We start from the raw sequence: 16,663 nt of genomic DNA, 5'->3' as shown, positions 1-16,663 counted from the left end.
GGGAAACTTAACAAGGGGAGATTTAGAAGTTTTCGGTGTTTTCGGGAGGAAATATTTCATCCATAGGAGTTTCTTCTTCAGTAGGAGCCTCCAATGGTGTCGATGGTTCTAAAGGCATTTCAAAAAAATCTTCTATGAGAGTCTCTTGTGGCGTAGGCGCTACTCCTTCAGGAAATATGATTTGACCTGTTGAAGCATCTACTTGGACATTTATGTTGTCAAATTCTATTTCATAAATGGGGTTGCCCAGCTCATTTACTTTTAGTGTAACTGATATTAATTTGTTATCCGGAAAAGCCTCTGAACTCGTTTTTACAGCATCTTCTAAAGGTACTGTTACTATAGCTAAAATTCCTAAAGTTTCTTCGTCAAGTCCTTTCCCTTCTTTTGTATTTAATATTTCTCCTGTTACTTTATCTATTGTAATTTCGGTCCCATCATCAAGTATAAAAGTATAAGAACCTTTATCTCTTCCAAATACCCCTTTGTCACTCTTTATCGATACAATAGAATAACCAAGCCTTGTACTCTTAACAATTTCTATGAGTTGATCAATGGGCAATTTTGAAACTTCTTTTATAGGAGCTGGGACTTCTGGCGACATAGGAGGTTCTCCTACTGGAGGTTGTTCTGGTAGCTGTGCAAAAATAAAACTACCTGCCAAAAGAACTACGAGTATCATGATACCTAATGTCTTCTTTTGCATCTGTTTCACCTCCTTCCGTGAAAAATTTATAAGTTTTTATTTGCTTTCACTAAAAGTTTATTTTATTCAAATGAAATTGTTCTGAAATATCAATTAATCTATGATGAAAACTAAAAAATTTTTAAATAGGAAAAATTCGGTTTTTCATTAAATTTTAATTTTATTTTCATAAAATAAATTGGAGGTGATAATAATGAAAATTTTGGTGGTTGAAGATGAAGAAAAGCTTGCCAATATAATAAAAAGAGGCCTTACAGAGGAAGGATATTGTGTAGATGTTGCTTATGATGGAGAATCAGGAGAAGATTACGCAAAATTTGCTCCATATGACTTAATTATTTTAGATATTATGTTACCAAAAAAAGATGGAATAACTTTATGTAAAAATTTAAGAGAAGAAGGAATAAATGTTCCGATATTAATGCTCACAGCAAAAGATAGTATAGAAGACAGAGTAAAAGGACTTGATTCTGGTGCAGATGATTATCTCGTAAAACCATTTGATTTTAATGAATTATTCGCACGTGTAAGATCTTTACTAAGGAGGGAATCTTTTACTAAAAATCCAAAATTGCAAGTTGGAGACTTAGTTTTGGATACTTTAACCAGAGAAGTATGGAAAGGAGATAAGAAGATAAAATTGACACCTAAAGAGTATAATATATTAGAATATTTTATGAGAAATCCAAAAATAGTTGTAACTAGAACTATGTTGGAAGAAAAGATGTGGGATCTTGACTTTGAAGGTAGTTCAAACGTTATAGATGTGTATATACGAAGATTAAGGAAAAAGATTGATGACAAAGATGGAAGTATTATAGAAACTGTAAGAGGAGCTGGTTACAGGTTAAGAGCATCCTAAAATTTTTTAAAAGTATTAAATTTAAGTTGACTATTTGGTATATTTTTATCATGTTAATATTACTGCTTATATTTGGGCTGACTTCTTATTATGCCTTAAGTCATAGTCTTTTTGACAATATAGACAATTTGCTGTTAAATCGTATGGAAGATTTAAAAAATATTTTAGGCAACGCTGATAATATAGAAAATATAGAAAGTATAAGTCGTCTTCCAAATGAAATGATATATATATATAATTTAAATGGTAATTTAATAAGATTTTATGGCTTTTTTGTAGAATTAAAGAATGTATCACAGATTATTCAGAAAGTTGCTAACGGGGAAAGTTTTTTCTTTACCACAACTACTAATTTTAATTGGACTGGAAGATTTTATGCATCGGGAATAGAAATAGAAGATGGTTCATCGATAGTTATAATCATTGGAAGATTCATAGACGAAATAAACGATGTTTTATCTCGTTTGCAAATGATTTTGATATCAACAGGAGTTTTAGTAACATTATTGGGGGGAATAGGAGGATTATTTTTCGCAAATCGTTCTTTAAAACCTGTCGATAAGATCATAAATATCGCTCAAAATATAGAAGAGAATAATTTGAATGAAAGAATAGAGATAAAGAGCGAAGATGAATTGGGAAGATTGGCTGCCACTCTTAATCAAATGATTTCAAGGTTAGAAAAAGCTTTTGAGCAACAAAAACAATTTACAGCAGATGTTTCTCATGATTTAAGAACTCCTCTTTCTATAATTCAAGCTGAAGCGAGTTTATCTTTAAACAAAGATAGATCTGCACAAGAATATAGGAAATCTTTGGAACTAATTCAAGAAGAAGTATTATATATGTCTAATATTATAGACAAATTGCTTTTTTTGGCAAGAAGCGACAATAAAACTCAATTATATAATTTTGCACAGACGGAATTGAAAGATTTGATCTTAGAAGTTATGAGGAAAGTCGAACCTTTATATAAAAAAAAGGGCTTAGATTTGAAAATCAATAAATTAGAGGATTTAGTTGTAAAAGGCGATAGGGAAAAATTAAAAGAAGCGCTTTTGAATATTCTTGATAATTCGTTAAAATATACCGAAAAAGGAACAGTTTCTATTTCACTTTTTAAGAAAAGTGCGTTTGCGGTGCTATCTATTTCAGATACAGGTCAAGGAATACCAGAGCAAAATTTACCACATATATTTGATCGTTTCTATCGTGTTGATAAAGCTCGCACTCACAGTGAGAAAAGTACGGGGTTGGGATTAGCAATAGTTAAGGAGATTGTTGAAGCTCACGGAGGAAAAATAAAAGTTGAAAGCAAAGTCGGTGAAGGAAGTACGTTCTCAATATTTTTACCATTATTAAAATAAAAAGGCCTATAAAGGCCTTTTTAACTTCTTGCTACATATGTAGTATGTAATAACTCGTGTGACTTCTCACTTAGAGGTTCTCCTAAAAATTCTTCATATAATGCTTTAACAGCTGGATTTTCGTGAGACTTTCGTATAGGAAGAGATTTGTCAACTTCATATATTGCTTCCATTCTCTTTAAGAGTATTTCGTTGTTTGTCGGGATAGGCTGTCCTCCGCCTCCTATACATCCACCTGGACAAGCCATGAATTCAACAAAATGATATTCTTTTTCTCCATTTTTAATCATTTCAAGAACTTTCCTCGCATTCCCTAAGCCATTTACTACGGCTACGTTTACTTTTATACCATCTATTGCAATCGTTGCTTCTTTTATCCCTTTAATGCCTCTTACCGATTCAAAATCTAACTTTTCTAATTCTTTGCCGGTTATTGCTTCATAAGCCGTTCTTAAAGCTGCTTCCATAACACCTCCGGTGGCACCAAAAATCGCAGCTGCTCCTGAAGATATTCCTAATGGAATATCGTAATCTTCGGCTGGAAGATTCAGCAAATCTATTCCTGCTAATTTGAACATCTTTGCGAGTTCTCTTGTAGTTAGAACGTAATCAACATCACCCTTCATTTCGGGTCTTACTCTTTCAAATTTTTTTGCTGTACAAGGCATTATTGAAACAACAACCATTTTTTCTCTTGGCACTCCTATCTTATTTGCGTAATATGTTTTGGCAATCGCACCGAACATTTGTTGAGGAGATTTGCAAGTTGAAAGATTATCTATAAACTCAGGATAATTGTGTTCTATAAATTTTATCCATCCAGGACTACAAGATGTGAAAAGCGGAAGTTTACCACCATCTTTAAATCTTTCTATAAATTCATTTGCTTCTTCCATAATAGTAAGATCGGCTGAAAAATTAGTATCAAAAACTTTATCGAATCCCAACAGTCTCAATCCAGCAACCATCTGTTTTGTAGTAATACGACCTGGTTCAGCTCCAAACTCTTCAGCAATTGCGACTCTTACAGCAGGAGCTGTTTGTACAATAACAAATTTGTCTTTGTCAGAGAGTACATTCCATACTTGTTCTGTATGGTATACCTCGTGTAAAGCTCCTGTAGGACATTCTAATATGCATTGACCACAATTTGTACAATCAACGTTTCCCATACCTTTATCCATGAACGTTGTTACATAAGTATTAGGACCTCTGTTAGCAATTGTTAATATATTAACTGACTGAACTTCTGCACATTTTCTCACACATCTATTACAAACAATACATTTTTGAGGCTCCCGCACTATTGAATAGCTACTTTTATCTTCTGCAAGCCCATTAGAAATTGGCGGTACCCTTATTTCTGTTATACCAATTTCTCCCGCTATTTCTTTTATTTCACAACTGTTAGACTTTGAACAAGTCAAACAATTCAAATTACAAGTGATACCATGTGAAGCAACTATTAATTCCATGATTGTCTTCCTTGTTTTTCTAACTTTTTCTGAATGCGTAAAAATTTCCATTCCATCTGTTATTTTTGTAACACATGCGGGTTTTAATGTTCTTTCACCTTTCACTTCTACGGAACATAATCGACAACTACCAAAAGGTTCGAGTTTTTCTGAATAACAAAGCGTCGGAATTTTTATGTGGGCACTTTTTACTGCATCTAAAATACTCATTTCCTTGTCAAATTCATATTCTCTATTATTTATTTTAACTTTCATACAGTCACCTTCTTGTTATAGAATTTGTCAAAGAGTGATAAAATTAGGTTTAATGATGATTCTCCAAAACCACAACGTGCGGCAGAACTTACAGCTCCTTTAATATCTGAGATTATTTCTATTTCTTTGGAAGTTGGATATCCTCGTCTGTATATATCTGTTACAATTTTATTTATATTTTTATTACCTTCTCTACATGGAAAACAAGTTCCACAAGTTTCATCTCTAAAAAAATCAGATACATTTTTAGCTATTTCTAAGTAGTTTCTATCTTTTGAAACAACAATCATGCCTCCAGATCCAACATTACTCCCAATTTTTTGTAAATTTTCGTAAGTATAAGGAACGTCAATTTCTTCTTCTGTTAAAACTTCGGTAGATATACCTCCTGGTATAACAAAACCTAAACCACTTCCTTTAACTCCCCCAGCTAATTCGTTTATTATTTCTTTAACACTTAACTCTCCAAATTCTACCTCGTATACACCGGGTTTATTAACATCTCCGCTTATAGAAATTAACTTAGTTCCTCTGCTTCTTTCTGTACCCATTTCAGAATATATATTATCTTCATATTTCATAATTTCTGCTGCAGCAGCTAAAGTTTCTACGTTATTTACAACTGTGGGCTTACCAAAAAGTCCCTCAAAAACAGGCAATGGTGGCTTTATTCTTGATTTTCCTCTTTCACCTTCAATAGAATTTATTAACGATGTTTCATCCCCACAAACATAAGCGCCAGCACCTCTGACAAGTTTCAAATCAAATGAAAAATCTGAATTTAAAATGTTTTTGCCGAGAATATTTTTTTCATATAATTTTTCTATGGCGTTTCTCATAATCTTTATCGATTTAACGTATTCTCCTCTTATATATATGTAACCATACTTCGATCCTGTAGCATACGCACTAATTATGATGCCTTCTAAAACTTTAAAAGACAGATTTTCCATCAAAAACCTGTCTTTGAAAGTCCCAGGTTCTCCTTCATCGGCATTACAAATAACAAACTTTTCTTCATCTTGGATATTGTAAACTGTTTCCCACTTTATACCAGTTGGAAACCCTGCTCCGCCTCTTCCTCTTAAGCCACTTTCTTTTATTTTACTGATAACTTGTTGAGGTGTCATGTTCAAAGTTCTTTTTAAACCAGGAAAATCATAATTTTCTAAACTTTTTCCTAAATCAGTTTTTAAAAATATTTTTTCCATTGTTTGTCTATCCTCCTATTCCAGAGAATCAAGTATTTTTATAACTTTATTAGTAGTTAAGTGGGTATAATAAGTATCATTTACCATCATAACTGGACCTTCATCACAATGACCTAAACATTCAACAACCTCTAATGTAAATTTTTTGTCTTTCGTTGTTTGATTCTCTTCTACGTTAAGATATTCTTTAAGAGTTTTTAGCAATTCTACAGAATTATTCAATCTACAAGATACACTGTCACATATTCGAATAATGTACTTACCTGTAGGCTCTAAATGAAACATGGAGTAGAAACTTATAACGCCGTATAAATGGGCTTTTGGTATGTTCCTTTTTTTGGAAATTCTTAAAATGTCTTCTTCAGAAATAAAACCGTACGTTTCCTGAACATCATGCAATTCCTCAAGTAACTCTTTTTCATAATATTTTTCCACAAAAACACCTCCTAATATAAAATATTTTACTTACTTTAGAAATTCCAAAACCTAAGTTTTGCCAATATTTTAGTTTTAAATTTTTTCAAAAATACCTCCATAGCTCTAATCTTTACTAATTCTTAATTCTTTTAACTTTTTCGGTACTTGTACCGAGAGAGGGAAGGGGGCTCCGCCCTGGACCCATTTTAAATTCAAAAACTTATTTTTAAAAAATTTTCATTTCTAAAGTCCCTATAGAATATTTTACTGTCTTGAACCCATTATAAATTCAAATGCTTATTTTGTGAAAATCTTCATTTTTATTTTTTCGTTCTGGACTTTGATATTAAATAAGCTCCTATTCCAATTAATAAAACGCTCAAAACAATTTTGACAAAATTCCTAAAAAAGAAAGTTGAAGAAATTACCATACTTAGCACAATAAGTATTCCTACGACAATAAGTAGAGCTGCAATTAAAATCAAAATTGTTTTTCTGTCTGAATCTTCTAATTCCTGAATATGTTTATGATGTTCGGTTTCTGTATTATCATTTTGTTGTTCATTTTCAGAATAAACAGAATCTTTAGGTTCTAAGGGAATAACAAGAATAGCGATTATATATAACAAAATTCCAAAACCCCAAAGTAAAGAAAATACGATCCAAATAAGCCTAACAAGAACGGGATCAATTTCAAAATATTCTCCAATTCCTCCGCAAACTCCGGCTAATACTTTGTTTTTTCTTGATCTATACAGTCTTTTCATATTGTTCTCCTCTCTATATTTTTAACTTTCTTTAGAAATTATAAAAACCTATTTTTATATATGTTTTAAAATTAAATTTTTATAAAATGCCTCCTTAACTTTAATCCTTTTTACTCACTTTAGAAATTCCAAAATCCTTATTATATGTATATTTTAGCGTTGATTTTTTTACAAAATACCTCCCCGCCTCTAATCCTTACTAATTCTTAATTTCTTTGCCTTTTTCGGTACTTGTACCAAAGGAAGGGGGGAGAGGGCTCCGCCCTGGACCCATTTTAAATTCAAAAGCTTATTTTTAAAAAATTTTCATTTCTAAAGTCCCTATTTAATCCTTATCAGCTATGAATTTTTTCAATTTTTCGCTCCATTATCGAAGAAGAAGGAGTAGAGAGAGTTTCGTTTTCTATATTTCTTGACACTTGTACAAACATAAATTTAAACAGCAAAAAACATGTTTAGCTGATTTTATGAATCAATAAACCACTCCTTAATTTTGGTTCAAACCATGTGGATTTTGGAGGCATTATCTTGTTAGAATCTGCTACTTCAAAAAGCTGGTTCATTTGAGTTGGGTACATAGAAAATGCCACTTTCCAACCTTTTTCATCCACCCATTTCTCCAATTCTCCTATACCTTTTATACCACCAATGAAATATATTTTTGGGTCACTACGAGGATCTTCTATTGAAAGTACAGGTTCTAATATATATTTTTGCAGTATTTGTACATCAAGGTTTTCAACGGGATCGTTGCTTAATTGTCCTTTAAAGGTAAGTTTATACCATTCTTTTCTTAAATACATGCCGAAAGTATGCATTTCTTCAGGAGAATAATGAGGATGGGGTGCTTTTTCAATTTTAAAATATGTTTCTAATTTTTTCAAAAATTCTTCTTCTTTCAGTCCATTTAGATCTTTTACTATTCTATGGTAAGGAAGGATTCGCAGTTCGTCATGAGGAAAGATGGCGGCCATAAAGAAATTATACGGTTCATTTTCATCGTAGGAAGGATCTTTTTCTCTCATTATTTCTTGTACTCGGGAAGCTGCTGCAGCTCTATGATGTCCATCAACGATATATAAATAATCTATCTCTTCGAAAGATTTTTTCAATTTTTCAATGTTTTCTTTTTCTGATATTTTCCAGAGTTTATGATTTATGTTATTTTCATCACAAAAATTATAAAGTGGTTGCTTATTTTGAATAAGAGAATTTATTAAGTTCTTTATTTCTATTTTACTTTTGAAAGATAAAAAGACAGGTCCTGTTTGGGCTTTTAAATTCAGTATATGATTTGTTCTATCATCTTCTTTATCTTTCCTTGTTAACTCGTGTTTTTTTATTATTCCTTTTTTATATTCTTCAACACTCACTGTCGCAAAAAATCCCGTCTGGGAAATGCCTTGCCATATCTCTTGATAAATATAAAATGCTTCTTCATCGTCTTGTACTATAGAACCTCTTTCTAAAAAAGACTGAAAATTCTCTTTGGCTTTTTCGTAAGGATCTTCTTTAGGATTATCTTTTACTTCAACTTCAGCCCTCGTTACTTTTAGAAACGAATTGGGGTTTCTTTTTATAATTTCTTTTACTTCATCTTCTTCAAGAACATCGTATGGAGGACACGAAAAACATTGTTCTATTCCTTTAAAAGGTCGTAAAGCTTTAAAAGGTCTAATAATTGCCACAGTTACTACCTCCTCTTTACTAATCTTTCAAAATATTCATCCTGAATTTTAAACATTTTTTTTGCCTCTTCTTCAGAAACTTCATGATCGTAACCTATAATATGAAGAACTCCATGAATGAGTATGTAGAAAAATTCTTCTTCAAAGGTATTACCAAAATCACCTGCTTGCCTTTCTATACTTTCAACAGATATAACTATATCTCCTATGATAGATTGGCTTAATCCATAAGCAAAAGATAATACATCTGTAGGTTCATCTTTTCCTCTATACTTATTATAATTTTTAATCGTTTCATCGTCAGCTATTAATATATTTATTTCTGATTTTTTATCTCCAATTTCTTTTATTAAAATTGATTTTACTATTTCTTTGATTTTTTTTGAATTTATTTTTTTGATCTCTTGCTGATTAATTATATTTACCCTCATTCACGAACACCTTTTCATTCTTTTAATTCTTCTACGTCAATTTTTGGATAACTTATCCTTTTATGATTCATTTCTAAAATAGTTTTAACTATTCTTCCTTTAATCTTTTTTATTTCCCGTAATGTTAGCCCACAATCATCCAACTGGCCTTCTAAAAACAACGAATTAATTATTTCATCCAGTTTCTGATTAATTTCTATAGGATTTATCTCCTGCATAGAACGAGTTACCGCTTCTGACACATCACATATCATAAGGACAGCAGATTCTTTAAATTGGGGTATAGGACCTGGATATCTAAACATTGATGAATCCTTTATTCCTGTTTCTTGATAATATTCATTATAAAAAAACTGTTTTACTCTTGTTCCCTGGTGTTGAGAAATTATATCTTCTATCAAAACAGGTAAACGATATTTTTTTGCTAATTCTATTCCATATGTAACATGATTATTAAGAATAAGCGAGCTGAGTTTGGGACTTATATTAACATGTGGATTTTTAACTTTTTGGTTTTCTGAAAAAAATTGTGGCCTCCATATTTTTCCAATATCGTGAAAATACGCTGAAACTCTCGCTAAAGTACTATTCCCATTTATTGTTTCGGTGGCACTTTCAGCAAGATTTGAAATGATCATACTATGATAATAAGTACCAGGTGCTTTTAAAGATAATTCCTTTAAAAGAGGATTACTTAAATTTCCCAGTTCTAATAACCCTATTTCAGAGTAAACACGGGTCATGTATTCAAAAAAAGGAAGTATTCCCATTGTTATTAGAACACTAAAGAAATTAATTTCCAAAATTATTAAATAATCAAATACAGAATAATTAATATTAATTATATAAGAAAAAATCATTTGGGTTAACGAGGCTAAGATAAAAGGTAAAATAATTTCTATTCTCCTTTTTATTTTTCTTGAAAAAAAAGCTACGATAAATGCGGGCAAAAATAAAAAAAGCATGAATTTTAAATCAAAGCCAAATAAAATCCCAAAATATACAGAAAATATAAATCCTGCTAAAATTCCGACCTCATAATTTATAAGCAAAGTTACTATTAAAGTACTTAATATGGTTGATATAGCTACTATGTTTATGTATTTGTACACCAATAAGTTTAGAATAATATTTAAAAAAAGAGGCGTTAAAAAAGCCGCCCAATAATTTTTAGAATGTAATTTAAACAATTGGTTTTTTCTTAAAGCAAGTTCTACTATAAAAAACCATAGCGGTAAAAAAACTAAATTAAAAGAAATTTGAAAATAAAAAGTTATTCTATTATAAACTAAAATTTCTGTAAAAATAGATAACAAAATGAACAAAAATATTCTTAAAACAACTCCGCTATATTTATTATGAATATTATTCTTTTCATTATTGGATCTATTTTTTATACGTCTTTTTATAAATGAATATTTATTTTTCATTTTTTTCATACTTTTCATAAGCTTTTATTATATTTTTCACCAAAGGGTTTCTAACAACGTCGTCTTCTTTCAATTCAATAAATGTAATTCCTTTAATGTTCTCTCCTAAAATCTCTTTAACTGATAAGAGTCCAGAATCTTTCTTTTTTTCTAAATCTATTTGGGTAATATCTCCTGTAATAACCACCCTTGAATTGAATCCGATTCTTGTTAAAAACATTTTCATTTGTTGATAAGTAGTATTTTGAGCTTCATCTAATATGATAAAAGAATTATTTAAGGTTCTACCTCTCATATAAGCTAATGGTAATATTTCTATAATACCTCTTTCCCTATAAGAAATTAACCTATCAGAATCCATGAAATCTAAGAGAGCATCAAACAAAGGCTTAAGATAAGGATCTACTTTTTCGTATAATGTTCCTGGCAAAAATCCCAATTTCTCTCCAGCTTCTACCGCGGGTCGCGTTAAAATTAAACGTTGTACTTTACCTGCCCTTAAATAATCGACAGCCATTGCTACTGCCAAATAAGTTTTCCCCGTCCCAGCAGGGCCTATGCTGAAAACTATATCATTATTTTTTAATAATTCTATGTAATTAGCTTGTCCTTCTGTCTTTGCAAAGATTTTTGTTCCTACTATCTGAGTATTAACTACTTCTTTCATTGATTTTTGCTTTTTCTCGCTATTCTCTCCATTGCCATTGTTTTTATACCGAGAAACTATATATTGAAATTGATCCCAATCAAGCAATTGTCCTTCATCTAAAATTTCTAATAGTTCAGAAAATATTTTATAAGTCTTATCTACGGAATCTACATCTTTTCCTTCAATGTATATTTTTCTATCTTTGTAATGAATATCTACATTTAACTCTTTTTTCAAATACTTGGTCCTGCTATCATAAGCTCCAAATATTTCTATCGGTTCCACATTGTTAGGAATTGAAATCGTGTTTCTCAATATTTAATGTCCCTCCTTACACTTATAAAGTTTTACGAAACGTTAATTTACATATTTCCTAATTATTGTATAATACAATTCAATAATATTATATCACACAATTTATCAAAAATATTTTCTATGAAAAACTCTCTTTAAAAGGGGTTATAAGCATGTGGTATCCCGGTCATATTGAGAAAGCCAAAAAGATAATAAAAAATAATTTAAGTATAGTAAATGCTGTGATTGAAATTTTAGATGCACGAGCTCCTTATGCAAGTAGAGCTTATGAAGAAGAGCAACTTTTCAGGAATAAAAATAGAATAATTGTTCTGAACAAATACGATTTATGTGATAAGAAAAAAACTAAAGAATGGGAAAATTATTATAAGGCTAATGGAAATGAAGTTTTTTCACTAAGTCTTAAAAATCTAAATTTAAGAGAATTTTTTTTAAAAAAAATTGATCCTCTCATCCCAGAAAAATTTAATGAAAAGCGAATAATGATTGTCGGAATACCAAATGTAGGAAAATCAACTTTTATAAATAGACTAAAAGGTAAAAAAGCCGCAGCGGTTGGAAATGAGCCAGGAATTACAAGAGGCATTCAGTGGATAAATATCGGAGAAAAACTAAGAGTTTTAGATACTCCCGGAGTATTGTACCCAAAACTCTACAATAAAAATATTGTGAACAAATTGATTTTGATAGGTTCTTTAAAATCGGAGGATCATGAATTAGAAGAAGCTTTTAACTACGCATTTAATTTTTTGAGAATTGAGTATCCAGAAATTTTAAGCAAAGTACTCCTTAATTGGGAAGGCTGCAAAAATTCGTACGAGTTCATAGAACTTTTTTCTTTAAAAAGAAATTTCATAAAAAAAGGTGGAATCTTTGATTATGAAAGAGGCAGAAATATTTTTTTAAAGGAATTATCAGATGGTAAGTACGGTTGCATTACATATGAAACTCCTTCAGATTTTTAAAATAAAAATGCTGGTAAGAAATTACCAGCATTTTAAAACCTTTCAATAATTTTTATGTAGTCACCACTGTTTAATAAAGCTGCATTTGCTTCATCTATATCTACATGAAATTCTAATGCGAACTTCTCACTAACTCTTATTAAAACATCTTGAAAAATCAGTCTTCTTCCTTCTTTATTGCAATAAACTGATACTATATCTTTATCTTTTACTCCATAGTGTTCTGCATCAATTGGAAGCATATGTATATGCCTTTTAGCTATGATAACACCCTTATCTAAAACAACTTCTCCCTTTGGACCTTTTAGAGTAATTCCTGGAGTACCTTGTATATCTCCAGAGTCTCTTACTGGTGGAGTTATTCCTAATTTAAAGGAATCTGTTCGAGATATTTCAACTTGTGATTCTTTTCTTACAGGGCCTAATATTCTTACTTTTTGAAAAATACCCTTAGGTCCTATTAAATCAACACATTCATCACAAGCATACTGCCCCGGCTGACCAAGAGGTTTTATAGGTGTTAATTCATAATTTTCCCCAAAAAGTACCTCCAAGTGTTCTTGTGACAGATGAACATGTCTATTAGATACTCCAACTATTATACCTGGTTCTTTTAATTGCAAAATATACACCTCCACATTGATATTTTTACTCACTTAATAGACTTTCTAATAATAACTTTAAGCTCTTTCGGTTTTATTATTTCTGCTATTAAAGGCCCTCTTTTTATAGAAATCCAACCTCCCCCTGCTATTGCTATATCATTACCTTTATCTACTCTTAATACAATATTTTCAAAGTTAACTTTTTCATATTTAAAACTTGAATAATAAGGCGGAAACAGCACATCTCTATTTGTTAATAATTCATCTACTCTTTCTTGCTTTGCTCTATGTGTAGAGACACCTTCTGGATGGAATACTGTCATAATAGGGGGTAAATCGTTTATTCCATTTTCTATAACTTTTATCCAAAATAAACCGCTAATAAAAAGTACATTTCCTTTATTAACAGTAAAAGTTTTAGAAATAATCTTTTTGGAAGGTATCATTTTGACTTGAGAATAAATATCGAAAAAATCGCACAGCCGATCTTTTGTAAAAATTCCTGGGGTATCATAAAATTCTAAATCCATGTTATTTATTTTTGTTCTTAATACATTAAGTGTGGTTCCGGGATAAGAACTAACAGTTAAATTTTCTGCACCTAATTTTTTTAAAAAAGAAGATTTACCAACATTGACAACTCCTATTATTAAAGCTTTCTCCCTTTCTGATTTTATTAAAAGTTTTTTTGTTCTTTCCATTCCCACTCCATTTTTTACACTAATCATTCTAATATGTTCCTTAGGTATTTTTAAATCCGAATCTTTTATTCTTTCATACAACCATTCCTTCAATTGGGTGTAAGAAGTACTTCTTGGTAAAAGATCTATTTTGTTTACAACAAGAAAGACATTTTTCCCCTTTAATTTATCTAATATTTCTTTTCTAAAAGTACCTTCAAAATCAATAACATCGACAAGCCATATAACGGTTTTAAAATCTTTCAAGATTTTATCAATTTGACAAGAAAAATCCGAATCAATGTTTATAGGAAGCAGTTGATTATAATGCCTTAATTTAAAACATCTTTGACAAACTATTGGTTCATCATTTGCCAATTTTTCTATAATCACATTTTCAGGCACATAACCCGCTTTGTTGGGATCTTTACTTTGGATTTCTATGCCGCAACCTTCACATTTCATATAACAATCTTTCAACTCCTTGCGACTCTTTAGGTTTTACTTTGTAAAATAATTTTCTCATAAAATCATTGCTTATTATTGAAGACTATTTAAAAAATTAATCCCATTATCAATCCTATTTCTAAGGTAATGTTTTCTGGTTCCCAAACTTCTGCTACAATCTCATCACCATATTTAAGAAAGCTTATTTCAGATTTTTTAATATACCAAAAATTACTAAACAATGCCCCCAAAAATTCATATTTATCAAGTTCCTTTTCAATAAAAACCCGTGATTTTATACCAAAACCACTGTTTTGAACGTTCACTACATCGTTATAATAAGGGTTAAAATCACTTAAATGGCTTTTCTGCAACCCTTTTAAAAAGTAGTCAAATTCTAAGTTAAATCCATAAGTTTTACTACTTGAGAAATTGATGTTTGTTTCAAAGTTCAAGGGAATATACCAATATCTCGATTCTCTTTCGTATCCTCCATAATATACTTTTCCAAGATCGTCATTTAAATAGCGATATCCTATCCCCACCGAAGGTGTAAAACCAATTTTTGAATTTAACAAAAATTTCTTTCCTAAGGTAGCTTTTGTTTCCCATGCACAGTTAAAAATATTTTCTAAATATAGAGGTCTTCCATTCATAGTTCTTCCATTATAATTAACTTTTCCACAAGATATCCGCCCTAAATAATTGAATAAGAAATCATTAACATTATAAACATATGAATAAGATATACTTGTTATAAGTCCATATTCTTGCATAAATAACTTCCCTTCTTCATCGAATTCTTTATAATGAAAATGATATGATTCTATCGAAAGCTCAATATCAATATCTTCAAAAGATAAATTTTTAGAAAAAATTGAAGAAGGAGGGAAATAATAAAAAGATAAAAATATAATAAAAATAATTTTTATGATGAAATTAATTTTTATATATTCTATAATTATCACTTCCAAACTGGGTTTCACCCTGAATCAAACTTAAATTCAAAACATTGTTTTTCTAAAATCTTTATTTCTAAGCAGATATTTAAAAAAGGATCAAAATCTCATTATGCAATTTTATCATAAATTGCAACCGTAGCTTGTCAACTAATTTTTTTTATGTTATAATTAATACTACCAAATGGGGGATCGTCTAACGGCAGGACAGCGGACTCTGACTCCGCGAGTAGAGGTTCGAATCCTCTTCCCCCAGCCTACTACGAAAGGGATCTTTTTTAGATCCCTTTTTTTACATTTTCTTTTTTATTTCTTAATTTTTAGGCTTGTCTAACTTTTTTAAGAGTAGTATAATAGCAAAAGAGACAGTAAATTTTTTTCAGTGGGGACTTTAGAAATGAGAATTTTTTAAAAATAAGTATTTGAATTTACAACGGGTTCAGGGTGGAGCCCTCTCCCCCTCCCTTCGGTACAAGTACCGAAAAACTAAAGAAATTCATATTTTGCAAGGATTAGATAGAGATTTTATAAACGAAGATTTTCAGAAAATAAGCATTTGAGTTTACAATGGGTTCAGGGCGGAGCCCTCCCCTCTCTCCTTAGCTACATGTAGCGAAAAAGTTAAAAAATTAGGAATTAATTAGGACTAAAATATTGGCAAAATTTAAATTTTGAAATTTCTAAAGGCAGTAAAATTTTTTCAAATTTAGGAGGAAAAGTGATTATACCATTAAGCAAATTATTTATAGGTCAAAAAGGGAAAATACATAAACTATCTCTAAAAAGCGAAGATTTAAACAATCGTTTTATTTCTATGGGAATGATTCCTGGTAAAATGATTGAATTGGTTCATATTTCTCCTTTTGGAGATCCTTTAGTATTTAAAACAGGAGAAAGGAAACTTGTTTTAAGAAAATCTGAAGCAGCTAATATATTTGTAGAAGTAGAATACATAATAGAAAACTTGTTTGAAATAGAATCTGGTGATTATGAAGTTATTCATTTAGAGGGTGGAAGAACTTTTTATAAGGAAATGAAAAAAATGGGGATTTTGGAAGGAATTAAAATAAAAAAGGTAAACAAATATGGTAACAAAATTAGTGTAGAAATAAAAGGAGACACTTTCGAAATTGGAAGAGGAAAGGCTGAAAAAATCTTTTGTAAAAAGGTGGCATAGAAGATGAATTTTTTAGCTATAACAGAATATGCGCAAAAGAACAAAGAGGTTACATTTTCTGAAATTAAAGAGGAGTTTAACTTAACTGAAAGTGAAATCAATATTTTGATTCCCTTTTTTAGAACCATGGATGTTGGTATTCAAAATATAAATAAAATAGAGCCGGCATGTAATAAATGTCCCCTAATTGATGAGTGTAAAAAAGGTTTTTTTAAAAAATGTGAGTAGTAAAATATTTGTTTATTTAAAGGTACCCC

General features: G+C 30.4%; 17 protein-coding genes and 1 tRNA gene. 6 read left to right on the top strand and 12 right to left on the bottom strand.

Going from position 1 to position 16,663, the window contains the following annotated elements; all coding sequences use genetic code 11:
* Positions 1 to 22: 22 nt before the first annotated feature.
* Complete coding sequence (locus tag X924_RS02310; protein ID WP_121957335.1) at positions 23 to 706, bottom strand: PepSY domain-containing protein; 684 nt, start codon at positions 704 to 706, stop codon at positions 23 to 25.
* Positions 707 to 899: 193 nt separating this feature from the next.
* Between X924_RS02310 and X924_RS02305 the strand changes: the two genes are divergently transcribed.
* Together X924_RS02305 and X924_RS02300 are read left to right on the top strand one after the other, a co-directional pair.
* Complete coding sequence (locus X924_RS02305) at positions 900 to 1,568, top strand: response regulator transcription factor (protein ID WP_121957334.1); 669 nt, start codon at positions 900 to 902, stop codon at positions 1,566 to 1,568.
* 50 nt (positions 1,569 to 1,618) lie between these two features.
* On the top strand, positions 1,619 to 2,935 hold the full coding sequence (locus tag X924_RS02300) for a cell wall metabolism sensor histidine kinase WalK (protein ID WP_146255656.1): 1,317 nt from the start codon (positions 1,619 to 1,621) through the stop codon (positions 2,933 to 2,935).
* Positions 2,936 to 2,955: 20 nt separating this feature from the next.
* Here the strand turns inward: X924_RS02300 and X924_RS02295 are convergent, their stop codons facing one another.
* The 8 genes from X924_RS02295 to X924_RS02260 all read right to left on the bottom strand — a co-directional run bounded on the left by X924_RS02295 (position 2,956) and on the right by X924_RS02260 (position 11,573).
* On the bottom strand, positions 2,956 to 4,665 hold the full coding sequence (locus X924_RS02295; protein WP_121957332.1) for an NADH-dependent [FeFe] hydrogenase, group A6: 1,710 nt from the start codon (positions 4,663 to 4,665) through the stop codon (positions 2,956 to 2,958).
* On the bottom strand, positions 4,662 to 5,876 hold the full coding sequence (locus X924_RS02290) for an NADH-quinone oxidoreductase subunit F (RefSeq protein WP_121957331.1): 1,215 nt from the start codon (positions 5,874 to 5,876) through the stop codon (positions 4,662 to 4,664). The genes X924_RS02295 and X924_RS02290 overlap by 4 nt, the downstream gene beginning before the upstream one ends.
* A 15-nt stretch (positions 5,877 to 5,891) precedes the next feature.
* Entirely contained in the window at positions 5,892 to 6,311 is a 420-nt protein-coding gene (locus tag X924_RS02285; protein ID WP_121957330.1) for an NAD(P)H-dependent oxidoreductase subunit E, read from the bottom strand.
* A gap of 302 nt (positions 6,312 to 6,613) precedes the next feature.
* The gene (locus X924_RS02280; RefSeq protein ID WP_121957329.1) at positions 6,614 to 7,060 is read right to left on the bottom strand and encodes a PspC domain-containing protein; all 447 of its coding nucleotides are present in this window, start codon (positions 7,058 to 7,060) and stop codon (positions 6,614 to 6,616) included.
* 455 nt (positions 7,061 to 7,515) lie between these two features.
* Complete coding sequence (locus tag X924_RS02275; protein WP_121957328.1) at positions 7,516 to 8,748, bottom strand: DUF1015 domain-containing protein; 1,233 nt, start codon at positions 8,746 to 8,748, stop codon at positions 7,516 to 7,518.
* 5 nt (positions 8,749 to 8,753) lie between these two features.
* Positions 8,754 to 9,179, bottom strand: coding sequence for an rRNA maturation RNase YbeY (gene ybeY, locus X924_RS02270; RefSeq protein WP_121957327.1), 426 nt, complete (start codon positions 9,177 to 9,179; stop codon positions 8,754 to 8,756).
* Positions 9,180 to 9,193: 14 nt separating this feature from the next.
* Entirely contained in the window at positions 9,194 to 10,609 is a 1,416-nt protein-coding gene (locus tag X924_RS02265; RefSeq protein WP_121957423.1) for an HDIG domain-containing metalloprotein, read from the bottom strand.
* On the bottom strand, positions 10,599 to 11,573 hold the full coding sequence (locus X924_RS02260; protein WP_121957326.1) for a PhoH family protein: 975 nt from the start codon (positions 11,571 to 11,573) through the stop codon (positions 10,599 to 10,601). The genes X924_RS02265 and X924_RS02260 overlap by 11 nt, the downstream gene beginning before the upstream one ends.
* Positions 11,574 to 11,725: 152 nt before the next feature.
* Here X924_RS02260 and ylqF point away from each other — a divergent pair, with 152 nt between their 5' ends.
* Positions 11,726 to 12,538: a ribosome biogenesis GTPase YlqF gene (ylqF, locus tag X924_RS02255; RefSeq protein WP_121957325.1), complete on the top strand. Its 813-nt coding sequence runs from the start codon at positions 11,726 to 11,728 to the stop codon at positions 12,536 to 12,538.
* 32 nt (positions 12,539 to 12,570) lie between these two features.
* Here the strand turns inward: ylqF and X924_RS02250 are convergent, their stop codons facing one another.
* The 3 genes from X924_RS02250 to X924_RS02240 all read right to left on the bottom strand — a co-directional run bounded on the left by X924_RS02250 (position 12,571) and on the right by X924_RS02240 (position 15,244).
* On the bottom strand, positions 12,571 to 13,194 hold the full coding sequence (locus tag X924_RS02250) for a phosphate propanoyltransferase (protein ID WP_369826009.1): 624 nt from the start codon (positions 13,192 to 13,194) through the stop codon (positions 12,571 to 12,573).
* Positions 13,191 to 14,288, bottom strand: a complete 1,098-nt coding sequence (locus X924_RS02245) for a GTPase (RefSeq protein WP_121957323.1) — start codon at positions 14,286 to 14,288, stop codon at positions 13,191 to 13,193. Before X924_RS02245 ends, X924_RS02250 begins: the two co-directional genes overlap by 4 nt.
* An 89-nt stretch (positions 14,289 to 14,377) precedes the next feature.
* A complete protein-coding gene (locus tag X924_RS02240; protein WP_121957322.1) occupies positions 14,378 to 15,244 on the bottom strand; it encodes a hypothetical protein in 867 nt (288 codons plus the stop codon).
* A 170-nt stretch (positions 15,245 to 15,414) separates the two neighbouring features.
* On the opposite strand from X924_RS02240, the gene X924_RS02235 reads away from it, so the two are divergent.
* The 3 genes from X924_RS02235 to X924_RS02225 all read left to right on the top strand — a co-directional run bounded on the left by X924_RS02235 (position 15,415) and on the right by X924_RS02225 (position 16,634).
* Positions 15,415 to 15,485 (top strand) — tRNA-Gln (locus X924_RS02235).
* 462 nt (positions 15,486 to 15,947) lie between these two features.
* Positions 15,948 to 16,406 (top strand): FeoA family protein, encoded by a 459-nt coding sequence (locus tag X924_RS02230; protein WP_121957321.1) that lies wholly within the window; start codon positions 15,948 to 15,950, stop codon positions 16,404 to 16,406.
* Between the two features lie 3 nt (positions 16,407 to 16,409).
* Entirely contained in the window at positions 16,410 to 16,634 is a 225-nt protein-coding gene (locus tag X924_RS02225) for a hypothetical protein (protein WP_121957320.1), read from the top strand.
* Positions 16,635 to 16,663: the final 29 nt, after the last annotated feature.

Origin of the sequence: Petrotoga sp. 9PWA.NaAc.5.4, from assembly GCF_002895485.1 — a bacterium.
In the GTDB taxonomy this organism is placed as follows: domain Bacteria; phylum Thermotogota; class Thermotogae; order Petrotogales; family Petrotogaceae; genus AZRK01.
Note: the sequence above shows the minus strand (reverse complement) of the source record. Positions and strands in the feature narration are given on the sequence as shown.